The organism is Demetria terragena DSM 11295 (assembly GCF_000376825.1).
GTDB classification, from domain to species: domain Bacteria; phylum Actinomycetota; class Actinomycetes; order Actinomycetales; family Dermatophilaceae; genus Demetria; species Demetria terragena.
This window is the reverse complement of sequence record NZ_AQXW01000004.1, coordinates 399343-414898: the sequence shown is the minus strand read 5'-3', so window position 1 is coordinate 414898 and position 15556 is coordinate 399343. Positions and strand designations below refer to the sequence as shown.

At 63.9% G+C, this 15556-nt stretch carries 12 protein-coding genes; 7 read left to right on the top strand and 5 right to left on the bottom strand.

All coding sequences use genetic code 11. The features are described from left to right. The first annotated feature begins 78 nt into the window (after positions 1–78). Entirely contained in the window at positions 79–1434 is a 1356-nt protein-coding gene (locus tag F562_RS0106125; protein ID WP_018156055.1) for a M14 family zinc carboxypeptidase, read from the top strand. Here the strand turns inward: F562_RS0106125 and F562_RS0106120 are convergent. Further along, on the bottom strand, positions 1385–2122 hold the full coding sequence (locus F562_RS0106120; RefSeq protein WP_211206434.1) for a copper homeostasis protein CutC: 738 nt from the start codon (positions 2120–2122) through the stop codon (positions 1385–1387). The two genes, F562_RS0106125 and F562_RS0106120, sit on opposite strands and share 50 nt — an antisense overlap. Before the next feature lie 17 nt (positions 2123–2139). Between F562_RS0106120 and F562_RS0106115 the strand changes: the two genes are divergently transcribed. After that, on the top strand, positions 2140–3576 hold the full coding sequence (locus F562_RS0106115; protein ID WP_018156053.1) for a M81 family metallopeptidase: 1437 nt from the start codon (positions 2140–2142) through the stop codon (positions 3574–3576). Here F562_RS0106115 and F562_RS18260 read toward each other — a convergent pair. Continuing rightward, the gene (locus tag F562_RS18260) at positions 3573–4595 is read right to left on the bottom strand and encodes a GNAT family N-acetyltransferase (protein WP_018156052.1); all 1023 of its coding nucleotides are present in this window, start codon (positions 4593–4595) and stop codon (positions 3573–3575) included. The two genes, F562_RS0106115 and F562_RS18260, sit on opposite strands and share 4 nt — an antisense overlap. Before the next feature lie 73 nt (positions 4596–4668). On the opposite strand from F562_RS18260, the gene F562_RS0106105 reads away from it, so the two are divergent. After that, entirely contained in the window at positions 4669–5247 is a 579-nt protein-coding gene (locus F562_RS0106105) for an HhH-GPD-type base excision DNA repair protein (protein ID WP_018156051.1), read from the top strand. A 67-nt stretch (positions 5248–5314) separates the two neighbouring features. Here the strand turns inward: F562_RS0106105 and F562_RS18255 are convergent, their stop codons facing one another. Further along, positions 5315–6151, bottom strand: a complete 837-nt coding sequence (locus F562_RS18255; RefSeq protein WP_018156050.1) for a C40 family peptidase — start codon at positions 6149–6151, stop codon at positions 5315–5317. A gap of 312 nt (positions 6152–6463) precedes the next feature. Here F562_RS18255 and F562_RS0106095 point away from each other — a divergent pair, with 312 nt between their 5' ends. Further along, positions 6464–7888 carry an APC family permease gene (locus F562_RS0106095; protein ID WP_018156049.1) on the top strand — a complete coding sequence of 475 codons (1425 nt, stop codon included), beginning with the start codon at positions 6464–6466 and terminating at the stop codon, positions 7886–7888. A 16-nt stretch (positions 7889–7904) separates the two neighbouring features. Here the strand turns inward: F562_RS0106095 and F562_RS18250 are convergent, their stop codons facing one another. Both F562_RS18250 and F562_RS0106085 read right to left on the bottom strand, forming a co-directional pair. Continuing rightward, positions 7905–8843 (bottom strand): ferredoxin family protein, encoded by a 939-nt coding sequence (locus F562_RS18250; protein WP_018156048.1) that lies wholly within the window; start codon positions 8841–8843, stop codon positions 7905–7907. A 10-nt stretch (positions 8844–8853) separates the two neighbouring features. Then, the gene (locus tag F562_RS0106085; protein ID WP_018156047.1) at positions 8854–11268 is read right to left on the bottom strand and encodes a DNA gyrase/topoisomerase IV subunit A; all 2415 of its coding nucleotides are present in this window, start codon (positions 11266–11268) and stop codon (positions 8854–8856) included. A 230-nt stretch (positions 11269–11498) separates the two neighbouring features. On the opposite strand from F562_RS0106085, the gene F562_RS0106080 reads away from it, so the two are divergent. From F562_RS0106080 to ectA, 3 genes are all read left to right on the top strand, one after another. Continuing rightward, positions 11499–13316, top strand: coding sequence for a CocE/NonD family hydrolase (locus F562_RS0106080; protein ID WP_018156046.1), 1818 nt, complete (start codon positions 11499–11501; stop codon positions 13314–13316). A 302-nt stretch (positions 13317–13618) separates the two neighbouring features. Next, positions 13619–14962 (top strand): aspartate kinase, encoded by a 1344-nt coding sequence (locus F562_RS0106070; protein WP_018156044.1) that lies wholly within the window; start codon positions 13619–13621, stop codon positions 14960–14962. Further along, a complete protein-coding gene (ectA, locus tag F562_RS0106065) occupies positions 14959–15489 on the top strand; it encodes a diaminobutyrate acetyltransferase (RefSeq protein ID WP_018156043.1) in 531 nt (176 codons plus the stop codon). The genes F562_RS0106070 and ectA overlap by 4 nt, the downstream gene beginning before the upstream one ends. Positions 15490–15556: the final 67 nt, after the last annotated feature.

Sequence of the window (15556 nt, the reverse complement as noted above, 5' to 3'; positions counted from 1 at the left end):
CGTATGGACTCGGTTGGATTCGTTGACTGGACGTCGTCCGGGATAGGTGGATAGGACTACCTACCCACGGAGGTCCACATGAAAAGAACCCAGCGACGCGCTCTCGGCTTGGCGGCCACCCTTTCGGTCGCCGCCCTGGTGACCGCGACCGTCACGGCATCAGCCGGGACCGAGTCAGTGAGCCAGGATGGCGAAGGCTACTACCAGGTTTCCTTGGAGGGGAACCGCAGCCTGTCTCAGCTCAAGGCGACTGGTGCTGACATCACGCGCGCCACCTCAGGTGGAGCGGAGGTCGCCACGGACTCACGCGGAGCCCAAGAGTTGCGGGACCGCGGCTACCAGGTGACCTACCGCAGCAGCCTGTATGCGCCCGTACCCAAGCAGGCCACGCGCGCCGCGGCGGGCACGTATTACGGCGGGTATCACACCGTGGCCGCGCACGAGGCGCACAACGCCAAGGTGGCAGCGGATCACCCCACGTTGGCTAAGGTCCACGACATTGGCGACTCCTACCTCAAGACCACGGGGAAGGGCGGCCACGACATTCAGGCGGTCTGCATCACCGAGTCCGCTGACAAGGCGTGCTCGTTGTCGACTGCCGGGAAGCCCAAGATGGTCCTCATGGGGCAGATCCACGCCCGCGAGGTGTCGACCGGTGAGTTGGCATACCGCTGGATCGATGAGCTGACCACCTCTGCTGATCCGGAGATCGTCCAACTGCGCAAGACGCGGGAGTTGTGGGTGATTCCGATCGCGAACCCCGACGGCGTGGACAAGGTGGCTTCGCGCCCGGATCGACCTATTTCCCAGCGCAAAAACATGAACTACACCTCGGCCGATGAGGCGAAGTGCGGCGGTACCAGCGCGTTTCGCCAGGCAGGAGTTGACCTAAACCGCAACTCCGACCTCGCCTGGGACCCCAATGAGGGAACGGCGTGTGGTCAGACCTTCCCTGGAGTCAAGGCGGCTTCGGAGCCGGAGACTCAGGCAGTTCAGGGCTTCTTGGCCAAGGTGTACCCGGACAAGAAGGACGACGACTACAAGGCAGCGGTGAAACCCGGGGCGAGTGGTGTGTTCCTGACCTTGCATGCCTACGGCAACTACGTCATTCATCCGTACTCATTTACCAACACGACCAAGGCGCCGGATGCGGCGGCGCTGAAGACGCTGGGCAAGAAGATGACAGCGTTCAACAAGTATCGGCTGGGTACGGCCGGGGAGACGGTGGGCTATACCGCCCCTGGTGGTACTGATGATTGGGCGTACGGCCGACTCGGCGTCGCTGGCTACACTTTCGAGGTCGGCGGCAGCAGCGGAACCTGCGGAGGGTTCTTCCCCGCGTACTCCTGTATGGACGGCTTCTGGGAGAAGAACCGTGGAGCCTTTATCGCCGCGGCCCAGGGTGCGGCGGACCCGTACGGCCAGAAGGGCTGAGGGCCTCTAGCACAGCGTGTACGCCGCCGGGGTCGGTGGTCTCGGGTGAGCCCGATGACGGAGACCTGAAGTGGATCTCGCCGATCCCGGTGTGACGTAGGACCTGCGCGACATTGTGCGCGCGGATTCCGCCCGCGGCCGTCAGTCGAAGACGACCGCGGGCGCGCTGCGCCAGGGTGTGCAATCGCGCAGCGCCTTCGAGTGCCGTGGCGGCACCGCCAGAGGTCAGCAGCGAGGTCACCCCGAGGTCCACCAAGGTCTCCAGGCCCTCCTCCTGGTCATCGATCTCGTCGAAGGCCTTGTGAAACACCACTGGGAGGGGTCCAGCCTCATCCACCAGTGACTTCATCAGCGGAATGTCGAGGTGCCGGGCGCTGGTGAGGCCACCGGTGACAACCTCGATCCGGTCTGTGTCCAGCGTGCGCAGCGCCGCGATGTCGGTCCGCATGGCCTCGGCCTCCGACGTCGCGAAGTGGAAGTCTCCGCCCCGCGGTCGAACCATGACACGAAGTGGTGTCCTGGTGTGGCGCAGGACAGTTCGGACCGTTCCTAGGCTTGGGGTGGTGCCGCCCACGGAGAGGTCGGCGCACAGTTCAAGCCGGTCGGCGCCTGCTTCTGCCGCCACGATTGCGCTGTGCACATCTCCGACGCAGACTTCGACGATCACCGGGATTTGAGGGTTTGGCACCCGCCTAGTATGGCGAGATGCGCATCGCTGTCGCCGGGGTCCACATCGAGTCGAGCACCTTCAGTCCCCACCGGAGCGTTGCCGAGGATTTTCACGTCACGCGCGGCGAAGCTCTACTCGAGCGCTACCACTGGTGGCGTGATGGTGACTCAGAACTGACCGATGGTGTCGAGTGGGTGCCGATACTGCATGCGGGTGCCCTACCCGGAGGGGTGGTTGAGCCGGAGGCATACGAGTCCTGGCGTGCGGAGATCCTTGGCGGGTTGGATGCTGCTGGCCGCCTCGATGGCGTGCTTCTCGATATTCACGGAGCGATGACAGCCGAGGGATACGACGACGTGGAGGGCGATCTCGCGGCGCGGGTGCGCGTGGTAATTGGGGACGCGGCGCTCATCAGCGCCGCAATGGATCTGCACGGGAATGTCTCTGAAGAGCTCTTTCAAGCGTGCGACCTGCTGACCTGCTATCGGACCGCGCCCCATGTAGATGTTCGGGAGACGCGCGAGCGAGCGGCCCGAAACCTGGTGCGGTGCCTGCGTTCTGGTGAACGCCCCGCGAAGGCGTTGGTGCATGTACCAGTCTTGCTGCCGGGGGAGATGACGAGCACTCGTGACGAACCAGCCGCGTCGCTGTACGGCGCCGTGGCCGCGGTCGCTGAGCGCGAAGGACTCCTTGATGCGGCGATCTGGGTGGGGTTCGCATGGGCGGATCAGCCGCGATGTTGTGGGGCAGTGGTCGTCACTGGGTGGGACCGGAGCGCGGTCGATGGTGCGGCGAACGAACTCGCCGAGCATTTTTGGCGAGTTCGTCGCGAGTTTGAATTTGTTTCTCCTGCAGGAGATTTCGGCACCTGCCTGGAGGGTGCGCTAGCTGCTGTGCAGAAAGGTCGGCGTCCGTTCTTCATTAGTGACTCGGGCGATAACCCTGGCGCAGGTGGTGCCGATGACGTCACCGTTGCGTTAGCGCACCTGCTTGCTCAGGAGCAGATCGTGAGCGGTCAGGTTCGTGCGTTGCTGGTGTCGATCGTCGATCCCGAGACTGTCGACCACCTTGCTGGAGCGACGGTGGGGGAGCGGGTGAGCGCAACGGTCGGGGGTCGTGTTGACGCCCGGGCGCCGGGCCCGATTGAGGTAGATGGCGTCCTAGAGGCCTGGGCGGATGACCCTGCTGGAGGACGCGTCCTGAGCCTACGACTTAGTGGCCTGTCACTCGTGCTCACTGAGCGCAGGATGCAGTTCAACGCGATGTCATCCTACGAACGCCTGAGTCTGCATCCAGTTCACGCCCAGATCGACGTTGTCGTGGTGAAGATGGGCTATCTCGAGCCCGACCTGCATGAGATCGCTGCCGGCCATCGGCTCGCGCTGACTCCAGGCGGTGTGGACCAAGATCTCAAACGCCTTCCGTACCAGCGGATTTCACGCCCAATGTTCCCGGTCGATGAGCGTTCCTAGGTCGATGACTCCTCGCGCATGAACTGAACGGTTCCGCTGGTTTGCTCAAAGCCCAGGCTCGTGTACAGCCCAAACGCTCCGCTCTCGTTTTCCGAGTCGACGCCGATCTCGGCGGCGTCCAGACCCGCCTGTTGGAAGGTTCGCATCGCCTGCGTGATCAGCGCGCTGGCCAGGCCACGGCCGCGATAGTCCCGAAGTGTCCCGAGCAGGTCGATGTACCCAGATGTGAATCCCTGTGGCTCCCAGTCCTGCTCGTAGGCCGAAGACATCAGGAGGGCAACGACCTGGCCCGTCTCGCGATCGACGGCAACGAATGACCAATCCGGGCGAAAGGATGTTGCCTGTTGTCGTTCCAGCCAGCGATCCTCCGTGGTCTCGACCGAGCCCCAGGAGTCAGCGAAAGCCGCGTTGCGGACGGCGAGCGTTGCGACTGACGTGGCTTCGCGCCATGGTCGCAACTCAATCCCGTCGACATGGCGGTCGGCGACCGGCTCGGCGGGCAGGCGCAAGGTCAGCTCAGCATAGAAGCGGGCCTGGGTTAGCCCACAGCGTTCCGCCAACCGATGCTCGGCCGTGGCCTTGGAGTCGGAGAAGACTCTCAAGCGAAGCAACTCGTGTTCGGGCGTGCGCCCGTTGGTGAACCACGCTCGGGCATGGGCCAACTGCCAGGCCATGATGGCCCGCCCGATGCCCAGTCCGCGCCGGTCGGGACGGACTGCACCCGCCAGCAGTGCTCGACGCGCCGTGACATCCCCGTCAGCGCAGATCGATCGGGCGATAGCCACCACATCGCCCGCGGAGCCACGCGCGAGCAAACAGTCCCGCGCCAGGTCGTAGGTTGCCGAAGCAAAGTCCTCCTGAAGCTCCGCCAGAGAGTGTCGCTCGCTCGGGCTGTCCACTGCTTCGACGGCGGTGAGCATGGCGCTCACGTCGGGGAGGTCCTCCTCGGTCCAGGGCGACCAGACCAGGCCGGGGAGTGTGTCCAGGGCTGCGCGGGCGGCGCCGGAGGTATCTGTCATGGGGTCTACTCCACCAGGGCGGAGGCCGCCGAGGCAATCGAGTTTGTGACCGGGCGACCGATACCGTACGAGCATGGCTAGCTTGCAGATTGCTCAGGATGAGACCGCCGACCGGGTGCTCAGCACCGACCATTTCGGACTGCTCGTCGGCATGCTGCTCGATCAACAGTTCCCGATGGAGCGTGCCTTCGCTGGCCCCGCCAAGATTCTGGAGCGGTTCGGAAACCTCGACCCCGCGAAAATCGCTGCCGCTGACCCGGAGAAGTTCGCTGACTTGTGTGCGACACCGCCGGCGATTCATCGTTATGGGCGCTCCATGGCCGGGCGCGTGCAGCAGCTCGCGGTGGTGGTTCGCGATGAGTACGACGGCGACGCTGCCCAGATCTGGGGGAGTGCGCAGAGCACCGCCGATCTACTTAAGCGATTGAAAGCGCTGCCCGGATATGGCGACCAGAAGGCGCGCATCTTTGCGGCGCTGCTGGCCAAGCAACTCGAGGTGACTCTCGATGACGGCTGGCGCGACACTATCGGTCCCTATGCCGAGGATGGCTCGTTCCGGTCCGTCGCCGATGTGGTCGATGAGGACTCGCTGCAGAAGGTGCGCGACTTCAAGAAAGCCGCGAAGGCGAAGGCCAAGGCTGCGCAGGCCTAAGACACGACGCACTGCGCCCCCGGACCGCTCACGGTCAGGGGGCGCAGTCACGTGCTACGTGCGAAGGTCAGACTCGGCCGTAGCCAGAAACCTCCGGCTGGTACACGGCGCGGCGGGTGACCTTGGTGCCCGGCTTCGGGGCGTCGATCATCTTGCCGCCGCCGACGTAGATGCCCACGTGGTAGGCCGGGTAGCCGTAGAACACCAGGTCGCCAGGCTTTGGCGAACCCACGCGCTTCACGGCCGCCTGCTGCGCGCGGGCTGACCGTGGCAGGGACTTGCCCAGCTTGGCAAAGACATGTTTGGTGAGACCAGAGCAGTCGAAGCCTGAGGGGCTGCTGCCGCCGTAACGGTAGGGGGTTCCGATGTAGCGCTCGGCAACCTTCACCGCGGAGGAAGACGAACTCGAGCTGGAGCCGCCGCCCTTCGACTTGCCAGAGCCGGAGTACCCGCCCAGTGCGCCCCAGGTCTTGGGACCGACGACGCCATCGACCGACAGGCCCTTGCGGGACTGGAACTTCTTCACCGCGCTACGGGTCGCCGGGCCGAATGAGCCATCGCGGCTGATCTTGAGCTTGCCCTGGAGGGTCTTGACCGCGGTGCCCTTAGACCCGTAGCGAAGGACCGGACCAGATGCCGACTTGGCCGCGCCGCGTGCGGCGGGCACCGTCAGGGTCGGCTGCGTGGCGGTTTTGGCGGCCGAGGCCACCGCGGGAGAGGAGACCGCCGTGTGGGTCGGCTGTGCAGGGACGATCGCGGCGTTGGCAGGTGTGGCTAGGCCAACACTCACGATTGAGGTGGGAACGGCCAGGGCAAGCCCGGCCAGAGCCTTCGTGCGCCGGTGTACCGGCGCGGGGGCGTCGAACGTGTCAGTGGAATCGGACTGGCGCTGGGCCGGGTTCATTCGGATCCTTCTCAGTCAGTTCTACGGGTGTGTTTCGTGTGCGCGCGGGCGGCACACACAGTCGTGCCATCCGATCCCCCGATGAGTGGCACGACCGACGACTATTCCGGCCTTCGCCCTGAACGCCAACCCGGCCCATTCAGGTAACGGTCAGGTCACGGCGTAAGGCTTGCGGCTCAGGGCAAGTTGCGACCGCTGCGGCCGTCTCAAGGAGTGAGATTTGATGCTCGAAGGCGCGCTGAGCGCGCCACGCCGAACCTTTGACGGCGGAGTTGCTGGACACTGAGGCCGCGGACCGACACCCTCAGGTCTATGAGTGAGCAATCGTCTGCGTCTGTCGCAGAATCGGAAGAGTCACCGGCCCTGATTCGCGTGATGGGGCCAAAGCTCCTTCTGCTGTTCATCGTCGGCGACATTCTCGGCACCGGTGTCTATGCGTTGACCGGAGAAGTGGCGGCAGAGGTCGGTGGGGCTGCCTGGGCGCCCTTCCTCGTGGCCTTCATCGTGGCGGCCATCACCGCCTTCTCGTATTTGGAGTTGGTGACCAAGTACCCCCAAGCAGGCGGTGCCGCCACGTTCATCCACAAGGCCTTCGGCATCCACTTTGTGACCTTCTTGGTCGCGTTCACCGTCATGTGCTCGGGCATCACGTCAGCCTCGACCGCGTCGCGGGCTTTTGCCTCCAACTTCGCCGCGGGCCTTGACTGGGAGGCGAGCTCCAGTCAGGTCATGATGGTTGCGCTGGGCTTCATGGTGCTGGTGATGCTGGTCAACCTGCGTGGTGTCGGCGAGAGCGTCAAAGCCAATGTGGTCCTCACCATGGTCGAGCTCTCGGGACTGTTGCTCGTGATCTTCGTCGGCTTGTTTGCCATGACGAAGGGCCGTGCGGACTTCTCGCAGGTCATCATCTTCGAGAGCCCCAGCGACAAGAACACCTTCCTCGCGGTGACGGCTGCGACCTCCCTGGCGTTTTTCGCCATGGTGGGCTTCGAGGACTCGGTCAATATGGCCGAGGAGACCAAGGAGCCAGCAAAGATCTTCCCGAAGATGATGCTGACCGGCATTGGGATCACCGGAGCGATCTACGTACTGGTGTCGATCTGTGCGGTGGCCCTGGTCCCGCTCAGCGAACTCGAGGGCAACGAAACACCGTTGGTGTCAGTGGTGAAGGCCGGTGCGCCAAACCTGCCGATCGAGGACATCCTGCCGTGGATCTCGATGTTCGCGGTCGCGAACTCGGCACTGATCAACATGCTGATGGCCAGCCGTCTGCTGTACGGCATGGCTAATCAGGGCGTTCTGCCCGCACCTCTTGCCAAAGTGCACCCGAAGCGTCGCACCCCGTGGGTGGCGATTCTGTTCACGACCGCGATCTCCTTTGGTCTGATCAGCTACGTGACGAGCCAGGCTGAAAGCAACGTGGTGAAGAACCTCGGCGGCACCACATCCCTCTTGCTACTCGCGGTCTTCGCCGTGGTCAACGTCGCGGTGTTGGTCCTTCGTCGCGATCCGGGGCCCGATGACGCCTTTCGTGCGCCAACGTGGCTGCCCTACGTCGGTGTGGTCACCTGCACGTTCTTGGTGCTTCCCAAGCTGTCCGGTCGAGACAACGAGCAGTACGTCATCGCCGGCTGGTTGTTGCTCCTGGGCCTGATCCTCTTTGCCGTGACGTGGTTCCTCAACCGAGCGGTCTACTCACGCAAGACGTACATGCGCAATCCTGGCGACTTGGAGTAGCCCTCGCGCTGCTGTGCTATTCGATCGGCTCGACCTGCCAACTGCGGGTCGGGCCGATCGCTTTTCCGCAGGAGTCCGAACGCTCGCCCGGATCGGAAGTGTGGGTGACCCATAGAGTCGCGGTACGACCGTCCTGATGGCTCAGCTCGACCCGGAAGCCACCGCTACGCTCGTCCACGGTCCACGACAGCCCACCGAGGCGGTCTTCGGAGGTACGCGACCGCCACCAGGCTTCCGCAGCTTGGGCTGGCGCGGGGAGGCAGGATCGGCCCCGGTTGTAGTGCGGCGAGTTAAGTTCTGGGTCAAGACGATTGCCGCCTTCGGCTGCCAAGGCGCGCACCGCCAGTTCGGGGGTAAGGCGAGCCCACGTCTGACCAGACGGAAGCGCGATCGCGGTCGGCGCAAAACGGTGGCCGCCCGTGTGGGAGCACTCCCAGACCTGACCTGGAAAAACGATGGCGGTGTGGTGGGCAAGGGGTCGGCCGCGGACCGCACAACAGACATCCCGGCGCCCGTTGGTGCACACCAGCAAGGCGGGCTCGGTGGCGAGTGTCAGATCTGGTATCGCATCACTGGCGATGCCCGGCGGCTGGTCGACCAGAGCCTCGAACGGGAGGTCGAGGAGGTCGGCCGGGGACGTCACTGACCCGGTGAGGAGATAGGGGTCGTTCGCCAGACGCCCGGCGATGAGCACGCGGGCACGTCCGGTGAGGGCTTGCTCCGCGCGTTGGCCGGGCTCTCTGATCAGGAGCAGCCGGCCGCCTGCGTCAGCACAACGAGCTGCGAGTTCCTTGCCGAGGCCGACGTCCAGCCGGGATGCGGTGATGGCATCACGTCCCCACGGTCCCGGCTGCTCTAGGGCGACCCAAAAGGTCGCTGGGGACGCGGTGCCGGCCGCCGATGGGGCGTCCTGCTCCCATTGCACCGAACAGGCGTCTGGTCGTGTGCTGGTCACGTGAGTGAGCCTAGTTCGAGGCTCCTCCGATCGCGCTAATCGGCCCGGGAGCGGTGATTCCCGACCCATCGCGCCGTCCGTCGGCCGGCGGCAGCTCGATCGGGGTGCCAGTGGTGCCTGCGGCGCGGGCTGGCTGGGGTCCGACCCAGGCCACGTGCAGCTCGTCCTCGCCCCTGAGGAAACGATGACAGCGCACGCCACCGGTTGCTCGGCCCTTGCGTGGGTATTCCTCGAGCGGTGTCACCTTGAGCGAACCGACATCGGTCCCGGGGATGGCCCCTGACACTCCAGCGATAGTGACCACCACATTGTCGGCGTCCGGTCGGATGACGCCGAACGACACCACATGCGCCCCCGCCGCGACCTTGATTCCCTGCATGCCGCCGGCCGAACGCCCTTGGGGGCGAACCAGATCGGCGGGGAAGCGAAGGAGTTGTGCGTGACTGGTCACGAAGGCGACCTCGGTGCCGTCGGGGGCGGGTGCGGCGCCAACCACGCGATCGCCGTCCTTCATCGAGATGACGTCAAAATTGTCCTTGCCGGCGGGAAAGTCGGGAAGCACCCGCTTGACGACGCCGTGCAGCGTGCCCAACGCCACCTGCGGCGCGTCCTCACCAAGACCGATGATCGTGAGTGGTTGCTCGCCCTTGTCGAGGTTGACGTAAGCCGCGAGTGGCGCCCCGCCGGACAGGCTCGGAGCGTCATTGCTTGGGGGAAGAGTGGGCAGGTCGAGAGCGCTGATGCGTGCCACCCGGCCCGCTGAGGTCACCACACCAAAATCACCGCGTGCGGTCGTGTGGACTGTTCCGACGATGGCGTCGTGCTTTCGGCGCGTACCGCTCACACCGAGGGGATCACCTGTTGTCGTGCGAGCAAGGAGCCCCGTCGAGGACAACAGCACCACGCACGGGTCGTCCGCGACTTCGAGCGGTGCTGCCGATGTCGCAGGTCCGCCAGCCGATTCCAGCAGCACTGTCCGTCGGGGCGTGGCGTGATCTTTCGAAACCTGTGCCAGTTCGTCGGACACCACCTTGTGGAGCAGCTTTTCGTCGTCGAGGATCGCGCGAAGCTTCTCGATCTCGGACCTCAAGTCGTCGCGACGCTTTTCGAGTTCCATCTGGCTGAACTTGGTGAGTCGGCGCAGTTGAAGATCCAGGATGTAGGTCGCCTGCATCTCAGATAGGTCAAAGACCGTCATGAGTCGTTCGCGGGCCACGCCGGCGTCATCGGAGGTCCGCACGATCTGGATGACCTCATCGATATCCAGAATCGCGGTGAGTAGTCCCTCGACCAGGTGCAGGTCGCGCTCGCGGGAGTCGAGCCGGAACTGGGTGCGGCGGCGCACGACATCGATCCGGAACTCGACGTAGACGGTCAGGAGTTCCTTGAGCCCCATCGTGCGCGGCTGACCTTCGACCAGCGCCACGTTGTTGATGCCGAAAGATTCTTCGAGCGGTGTTTGCTTGTACAGAGTCTCCAGAACCGCATCCGGATTGAACCCGTTCTTGATCTCGATGACGAGGTTGAGACCGCTATGGCGGTCGGACAGGTCCTTGACGTCGGCGATGCCCTGCAACTTCTTGGCCTGGTGCAGGTCCTTGATCCGATCGATGATCTTCTCCGGACCGACGAGATACGGCAGCTCGGTGACCACGATGCCCTTGCGCCGGGGAGAGGTCTTCTCGATCCGTACGGTGGCACGAGTCCGGAACGAACCTCGCCCCGTCAGGTAGGCGTCGCGAATTCCGTCGAGCCCGACAATCTGACCACCTGCTGGCAGGTCCGGCCCGGGAACGAACTTCATCAGGTCATCGAGCGAGCAGTCAGGGTTCTTGATGAGATGACGCGCCGCAGCAATGACTTCGCCGAGATTGTGTGGCGCCATGCTCGTGGCCATCCCGACCGCGATGCCGCTGGCGCCGTTCACCAGGAGGTTGGGGTAGGCCGCAGGAAGCACTCCCGGCTGAGTGAACTGATCGTCGTAGTTGGGGACGAACTCGACGGTGTTCTCATCGAGCGATGTGGTGAGCAATGTGGCCGCCGGAGCCATTCGGGCCTCGGTATAGCGAGGTGCCGCCGGGCCATCGTCGAGCGAGCCAAAGTTGCCGTGGCCATCCACGAGTGGCAGCCGCATGGTGAATGCCTGGGCTTGGCGCACCAACGCGTCATAGATCGCCTGGTCCCCATGGGGGTGGTACTTACCCATCACTTCACCGACCACGCGGGAGGACTTCACGTGCGGGCGGTCGGGGCGCAGGGACATCTCATCCATGGCGTAGAGGATTCGGCGCTGAACGGGCTTCAACCCATCGCGAGCATCGGGCAGCGCTCGCGAGTAGATGACCGAATACGCGTACTCCAAGAAAGCCGACTCCATCTCCTCCTCAACGGAGATGTCGACGATCTTCTCTTCGCTGGTGGCCATGGGGCGGTGTGCCTCCTGCTGGATTTGGACGATGCGTGTCTGCAGCAACGTGCAGACAACCTCGCATCCTTGTGGATGCGGGGCGCACGCGCGCGCAGGCTCGCCGCATTGATGCTGACTGGCGAATCTGTCGCAGTGGCGAAAGTTAGACGACGCTATTCCACTGCCAGGTGCGGGCAACTCCTAATGTGATCCATGCCACACAATCGAGTGCTCGTGAAGGAGCCCGCATGTCTCCCATCCGTCGCACGGTGGCGGTCGCCGCCGCCGCCGCGCTGTCCATGCCCGCGTTGGTACTCGTCAGTGCGAACGATGCGCAGGCGGCTGACCCAGTTACCCACGAAGACAATGTCCGTGTTCCCGAGGGGGCGGCCTGGACCGAGGCATATTTCCCTTCAGCTGGCGGTGTCCAGCTGCACGCGGATGTCTTGCGTCCGGCCCACTTGCCGGCCAAGGCCAAGACGCCGGTCATCCTGTCGGTCAGTTCCTACTTTGCGCACGCTGGCGCCACCAGCAACGACGGGTATGAGGCGGTCGGGCCATCGGAGCGATTCCGGGACCTGGTCGACGGTGCCGAGTTGATGAAGAAGGGATACACCGTGGTCATGGTTGACCTGCGCGGCTTCGGTGGATCAACCGGATGCTTGGACTGGGTCGGTCCGGGTGAGCAGGCTGATATTGCCACCGCCGTGAACTGGGCCAAGTCGCGGCCATGGTCGACTGGGAAGGTCGGAATGTATGGCAAGTCCTACGACGCCTCGACGGGATTGGCCGGTGCCGCTATGCGTACCCCCGGCCTGGAGGCTGTAGTGGCGCAAGAACCGGTATGGGACATGTACCAGTACCTCTGGCAGAACGGGGTTCCGCGATGGAATCACCGGGACACGCCCAGCAGCTATAACGGCATCGCCACCATCGATCCCATGGCCGATGACACCGCTCGCTATGCGAAGAACGCGAAGTATGAAGAGCGCAACCCCGAGTGCTTGACGAACAACATGAACAACAACCAGAACCCCGATCCGAACTCCGACTATTGGAAGGCGCGCAACCTAGCCGCCAATGTCAAAGGGTCCAAGGTCCCCATCTTCGTCACCCAGGGAACGATCGAGCCGAACACCATGCCCGAAGACATGGAAACCTTCCTGAAGAATCACCGGGGAGAGCAGCGCGGATGGATCGGGCCCTTCGACCACATCCGGGGTAACGACACCGATGCTTCAGGACGGCTCCTGATGGGTCGATCTGGTTGGTTCGATGAGGTAATGCGCTTCTATGACAAGCATTTGAAGGGCATCGAACCGAAGGTCAAGGACCCGAACTGGGTGGTGCAGGACAATTCCGGCACTTGGCGAGAAGAGAAGACTTGGCCGAATAGCGCTGTCACGCAAGATATTTCGCTTAGTACCGGGTCGTATGTCGACACCGGGAAGGCGCCTCGGGTCGCATCTCAGAGTTCGGCGGCCAAGCGGCGCCAGGGCGACCCTCGGGGGCAGGCCGATATGGAGAACATGCCCTCCATGGCTCCAGTCCGCGCCCTGGGATTGCCTCGGGCCTCCGACGGCGCTGGTCGCAGCCCGATCTCGTCGGCCCTCAACACCTGGTCCAAGCCAGTCAAGAAGGCCACCCGGTTGACGGGAACCCCGGTCGTGAAGCTGCGCACCACGGGAAGCGGCACGGCAACGACCAGCCTGTGGGACATCGGCCCCGACGGTACGGGTGTCCCGATCAACGACATGATCGTCACCTTGGACGCGAGTGGTCGGACGAAGTACGAACTGCGCAGCATGGACTGGACTCTTGAGCCTGGGCATCAGTTGGCTGTCACGGTGGGCACCGATGCTGAGGGAGACCTCTGGGATGGTGAACGCACCGGTGAGCGCATCACGGTGAAGTCGGCCAGCCTGGCGCTTCCGTTGCAAAACCCGGCTAAGGACAAGGCGACCCAAGGATCCCGTGCGCCGTACCTCGACCGCTATCTCACGTCGAACACGGTCGAGGGTCTGACGACTCAGGGAGGGACGTATTCCTTGGACTTCCGACCCTGACCCCGCGGTGTGGCGAGAGTCACACTGACATTTCAACGGGACGAATCTGGAGTGGACATATTCGCTCCAGGTTCGTCCCGTTTTGCTATATGGCTGCTCGCCCAGCATGTCTTTTTCGGCGCGTGTGCGCGGGCGCTCGCCCGCAAGCGCGCGCCCGCGAGAGATTGCGCAATGTGCTTACGCGGTGCGCATCGTTGCGAATTTGACTGTGGCGCGGTCGAATTCGCCATCGGTCAAGTGGAGATCGACATTAAAGTCCGTAAACTGTTGATACGTCCAGCCCCTCGACCTCATGGAGAGTTATGGCCCTGGTCGTCCAAAAATTCGGAGGATCCTCCGTTGCCGATGCGGCGTCGCTGCACCGTGTGGCGCGACGCGTCGTCGAAACCCGTGAGGCCGGACACGACGTTGCCGTCGTGGTGTCGGCCATGGGAGATACGACCGATGAACTGCTCGACCTGACCCAGCACATTACAAAGAATCCCACGGCGCGTGAGTTGGACATGTTGCTCACGGCAGGGGAGCGGATCTCGATGGCGCTTCTTGCCATGGCGATCCACGAACTCGATCACGCCGCGGTGTCGTTTACAGGCGCTCAGGCCGGATTGCGCACGACAGATGACTTTGGTGCGGCGCGCATCCTCGAGGTCAATCCCGCCCGAATCGTCGAGACCCTCAAGTCCGGCGCGGTCGCGATCGTCGCGGGGTTCCAAGGCTGGTCGGACGACGATGACGTCACCACGCTGGGTCGTGGTGGATCCGATACAACGGCAGTTGCGCTGGCCGCGGCTCTCGATGCGGATGTCTGCGAGATCCATACGGATGTCGACGGCCTTTTCTCGGCCGATCCTCGGGTGGTCAGTCACGCACAGCAGTTGCCGGTGCTGACCTCAGAGGAGGCGTTGGAGTTGTGCGCTCATGGCGCCAAGATTTTGCACCTGAGGTCGGTGGAGTTCGCCCGACGGCATGGTGTTCCGCTCCACGTGCGATCCAGTTTTGGCGCGGGATATGGCACCTGGGTGACCGACGACCCAGCCCAGATTCCAGCCGATCACCCCCGTACGCCCCAGCCGCAGTCTGCACTATCGCAGCGCCCGTCAGCCCCCGGCAACACCCGAGAGGAACCCGTGGAAGAACCAGTCATCAGCGGAATTGCGCACAGCCATGACCAGTCGAAAGTGACGGTCGTCGGTGTGCCCGACGTGCCGGGAACCGCGGCGGCAATCTTTGCCGTGATCACCGGTGCCGTGTCGACTGTCGACATGATTGGCCAGACGCATACTGCGGCTGACACCGGACTCATCGACTTCTCCTTCGCGTTGCCGGTCGACGATGGTCGTCGCGCCATCGCGGCACTCGAAGGCGCCAAGGACCGCTTGGGCTTCGCCGGGATCACCTACACCGACGAGGTTGGCAAGGTATCGGTGGTCGGTGTGGGAATGCGTTCGAGCCCAGAGGTCCCTGCCCAGTTGTTCGAGGCCCTGGCTCAGGCAGGTATCACCGTTCATCTCATTTCTACATCGGAGATTCGACTCTCGGCCGTCGTGGACGACAGCCAAGTCGAGGAGGCCACCCGGGTGCTGCACGAAGCGTTCGGGCTCGACAGCGATGTAGAAGCCGTCGTGCACGCAGGCACCGGCCGATGAGCGCCGAAGAGCGCAGCCCGGCGGTGGTCTTTCGGCACCCGTGGCTCAAGGACGGCGCCGAGATGTGGCGCGTTGCCCGGGACAGCCAACGCCTTGACCTGAATACGCCCTATGCCTACATGTTGTGGACTCGCGACTTCCACGCCACCTCACTGGTGGCTGAAATCGAGAGGAACGTCGTGGGGTTCGTCAAGGGCTACTGGCGCCCAGAGGAGCCAACGACCCTCATGATCTGGCAGATCGCGGTCGATGAGTCGCAGCGAGGAAAGGGCCTTGCCGGGCGGATGCTGGACGAGTTGGCCGGCCGGACCGACGCCTACAGCCTTGAGACCACGATTGTGCAGGACAACCCGGAGTCCAACCGGCTGTTCGCCTCCTTCGCCGAGCGACACGGAGCACAGCACACCATCACTGACCTCTTCGCCGAGGAGCACTTTCCCGACGAAGACGACTGGCAGGCCGAGCTGCTGCACCGCATCACGCCATTGCGTGAGGACCTTCGCGCGGGCACCACCGAACGAGCGTGACGCGCACCGCACGACCTTTCCCATCCATCCCCAGACGGGCACGTTGTGTGTCCGAGCAAGGAGCACG

What these genes read in the sequence shown, in the direction of transcription:
- F562_RS0106095 (WP_018156049.1), top strand. Translation starts at nt 6,464, where the DNA reads ATGAGTGAGCAATCGTCTGCGTCTGTCGCAGAATCGGAAGAGTCACCG.
- F562_RS18260 (WP_018156052.1), bottom strand. Translation starts at nt 4,595, where the DNA reads ATGACAGATACCTCCGGCGCCGCCCGCGCAGCCCTGGACACACTCCCC.
- F562_RS0106115 (WP_018156053.1), top strand. Translation starts at nt 2,140, where the DNA reads ATGCGCATCGCTGTCGCCGGGGTCCACATCGAGTCGAGCACCTTCAGT.
- F562_RS18255 (WP_018156050.1), bottom strand. Translation starts at nt 6,151, where the DNA reads ATGAACCCGGCCCAGCGCCAGTCCGATTCCACTGACACGTTCGACGCC.
- ectA (WP_018156043.1), top strand. Translation starts at nt 14,959, where the DNA reads ATGAGCGCCGAAGAGCGCAGCCCGGCGGTGGTCTTTCGGCACCCGTGG.
- F562_RS0106125 (WP_018156055.1), top strand. Translation starts at nt 79, where the DNA reads ATGAAAAGAACCCAGCGACGCGCTCTCGGCTTGGCGGCCACCCTTTCG.
- F562_RS0106105 (WP_018156051.1), top strand. Translation starts at nt 4,669, where the DNA reads ATGGCTAGCTTGCAGATTGCTCAGGATGAGACCGCCGACCGGGTGCTC.
- F562_RS0106080 (WP_018156046.1), top strand. Translation starts at nt 11,499, where the DNA reads ATGTCTCCCATCCGTCGCACGGTGGCGGTCGCCGCCGCCGCCGCGCTG.
- F562_RS0106085 (WP_018156047.1), bottom strand. Translation starts at nt 11,268, where the DNA reads ATGGCCACCAGCGAAGAGAAGATCGTCGACATCTCCGTTGAGGAGGAG.
- F562_RS0106070 (WP_018156044.1), top strand. Translation starts at nt 13,619, where the DNA reads ATGGCCCTGGTCGTCCAAAAATTCGGAGGATCCTCCGTTGCCGATGCG.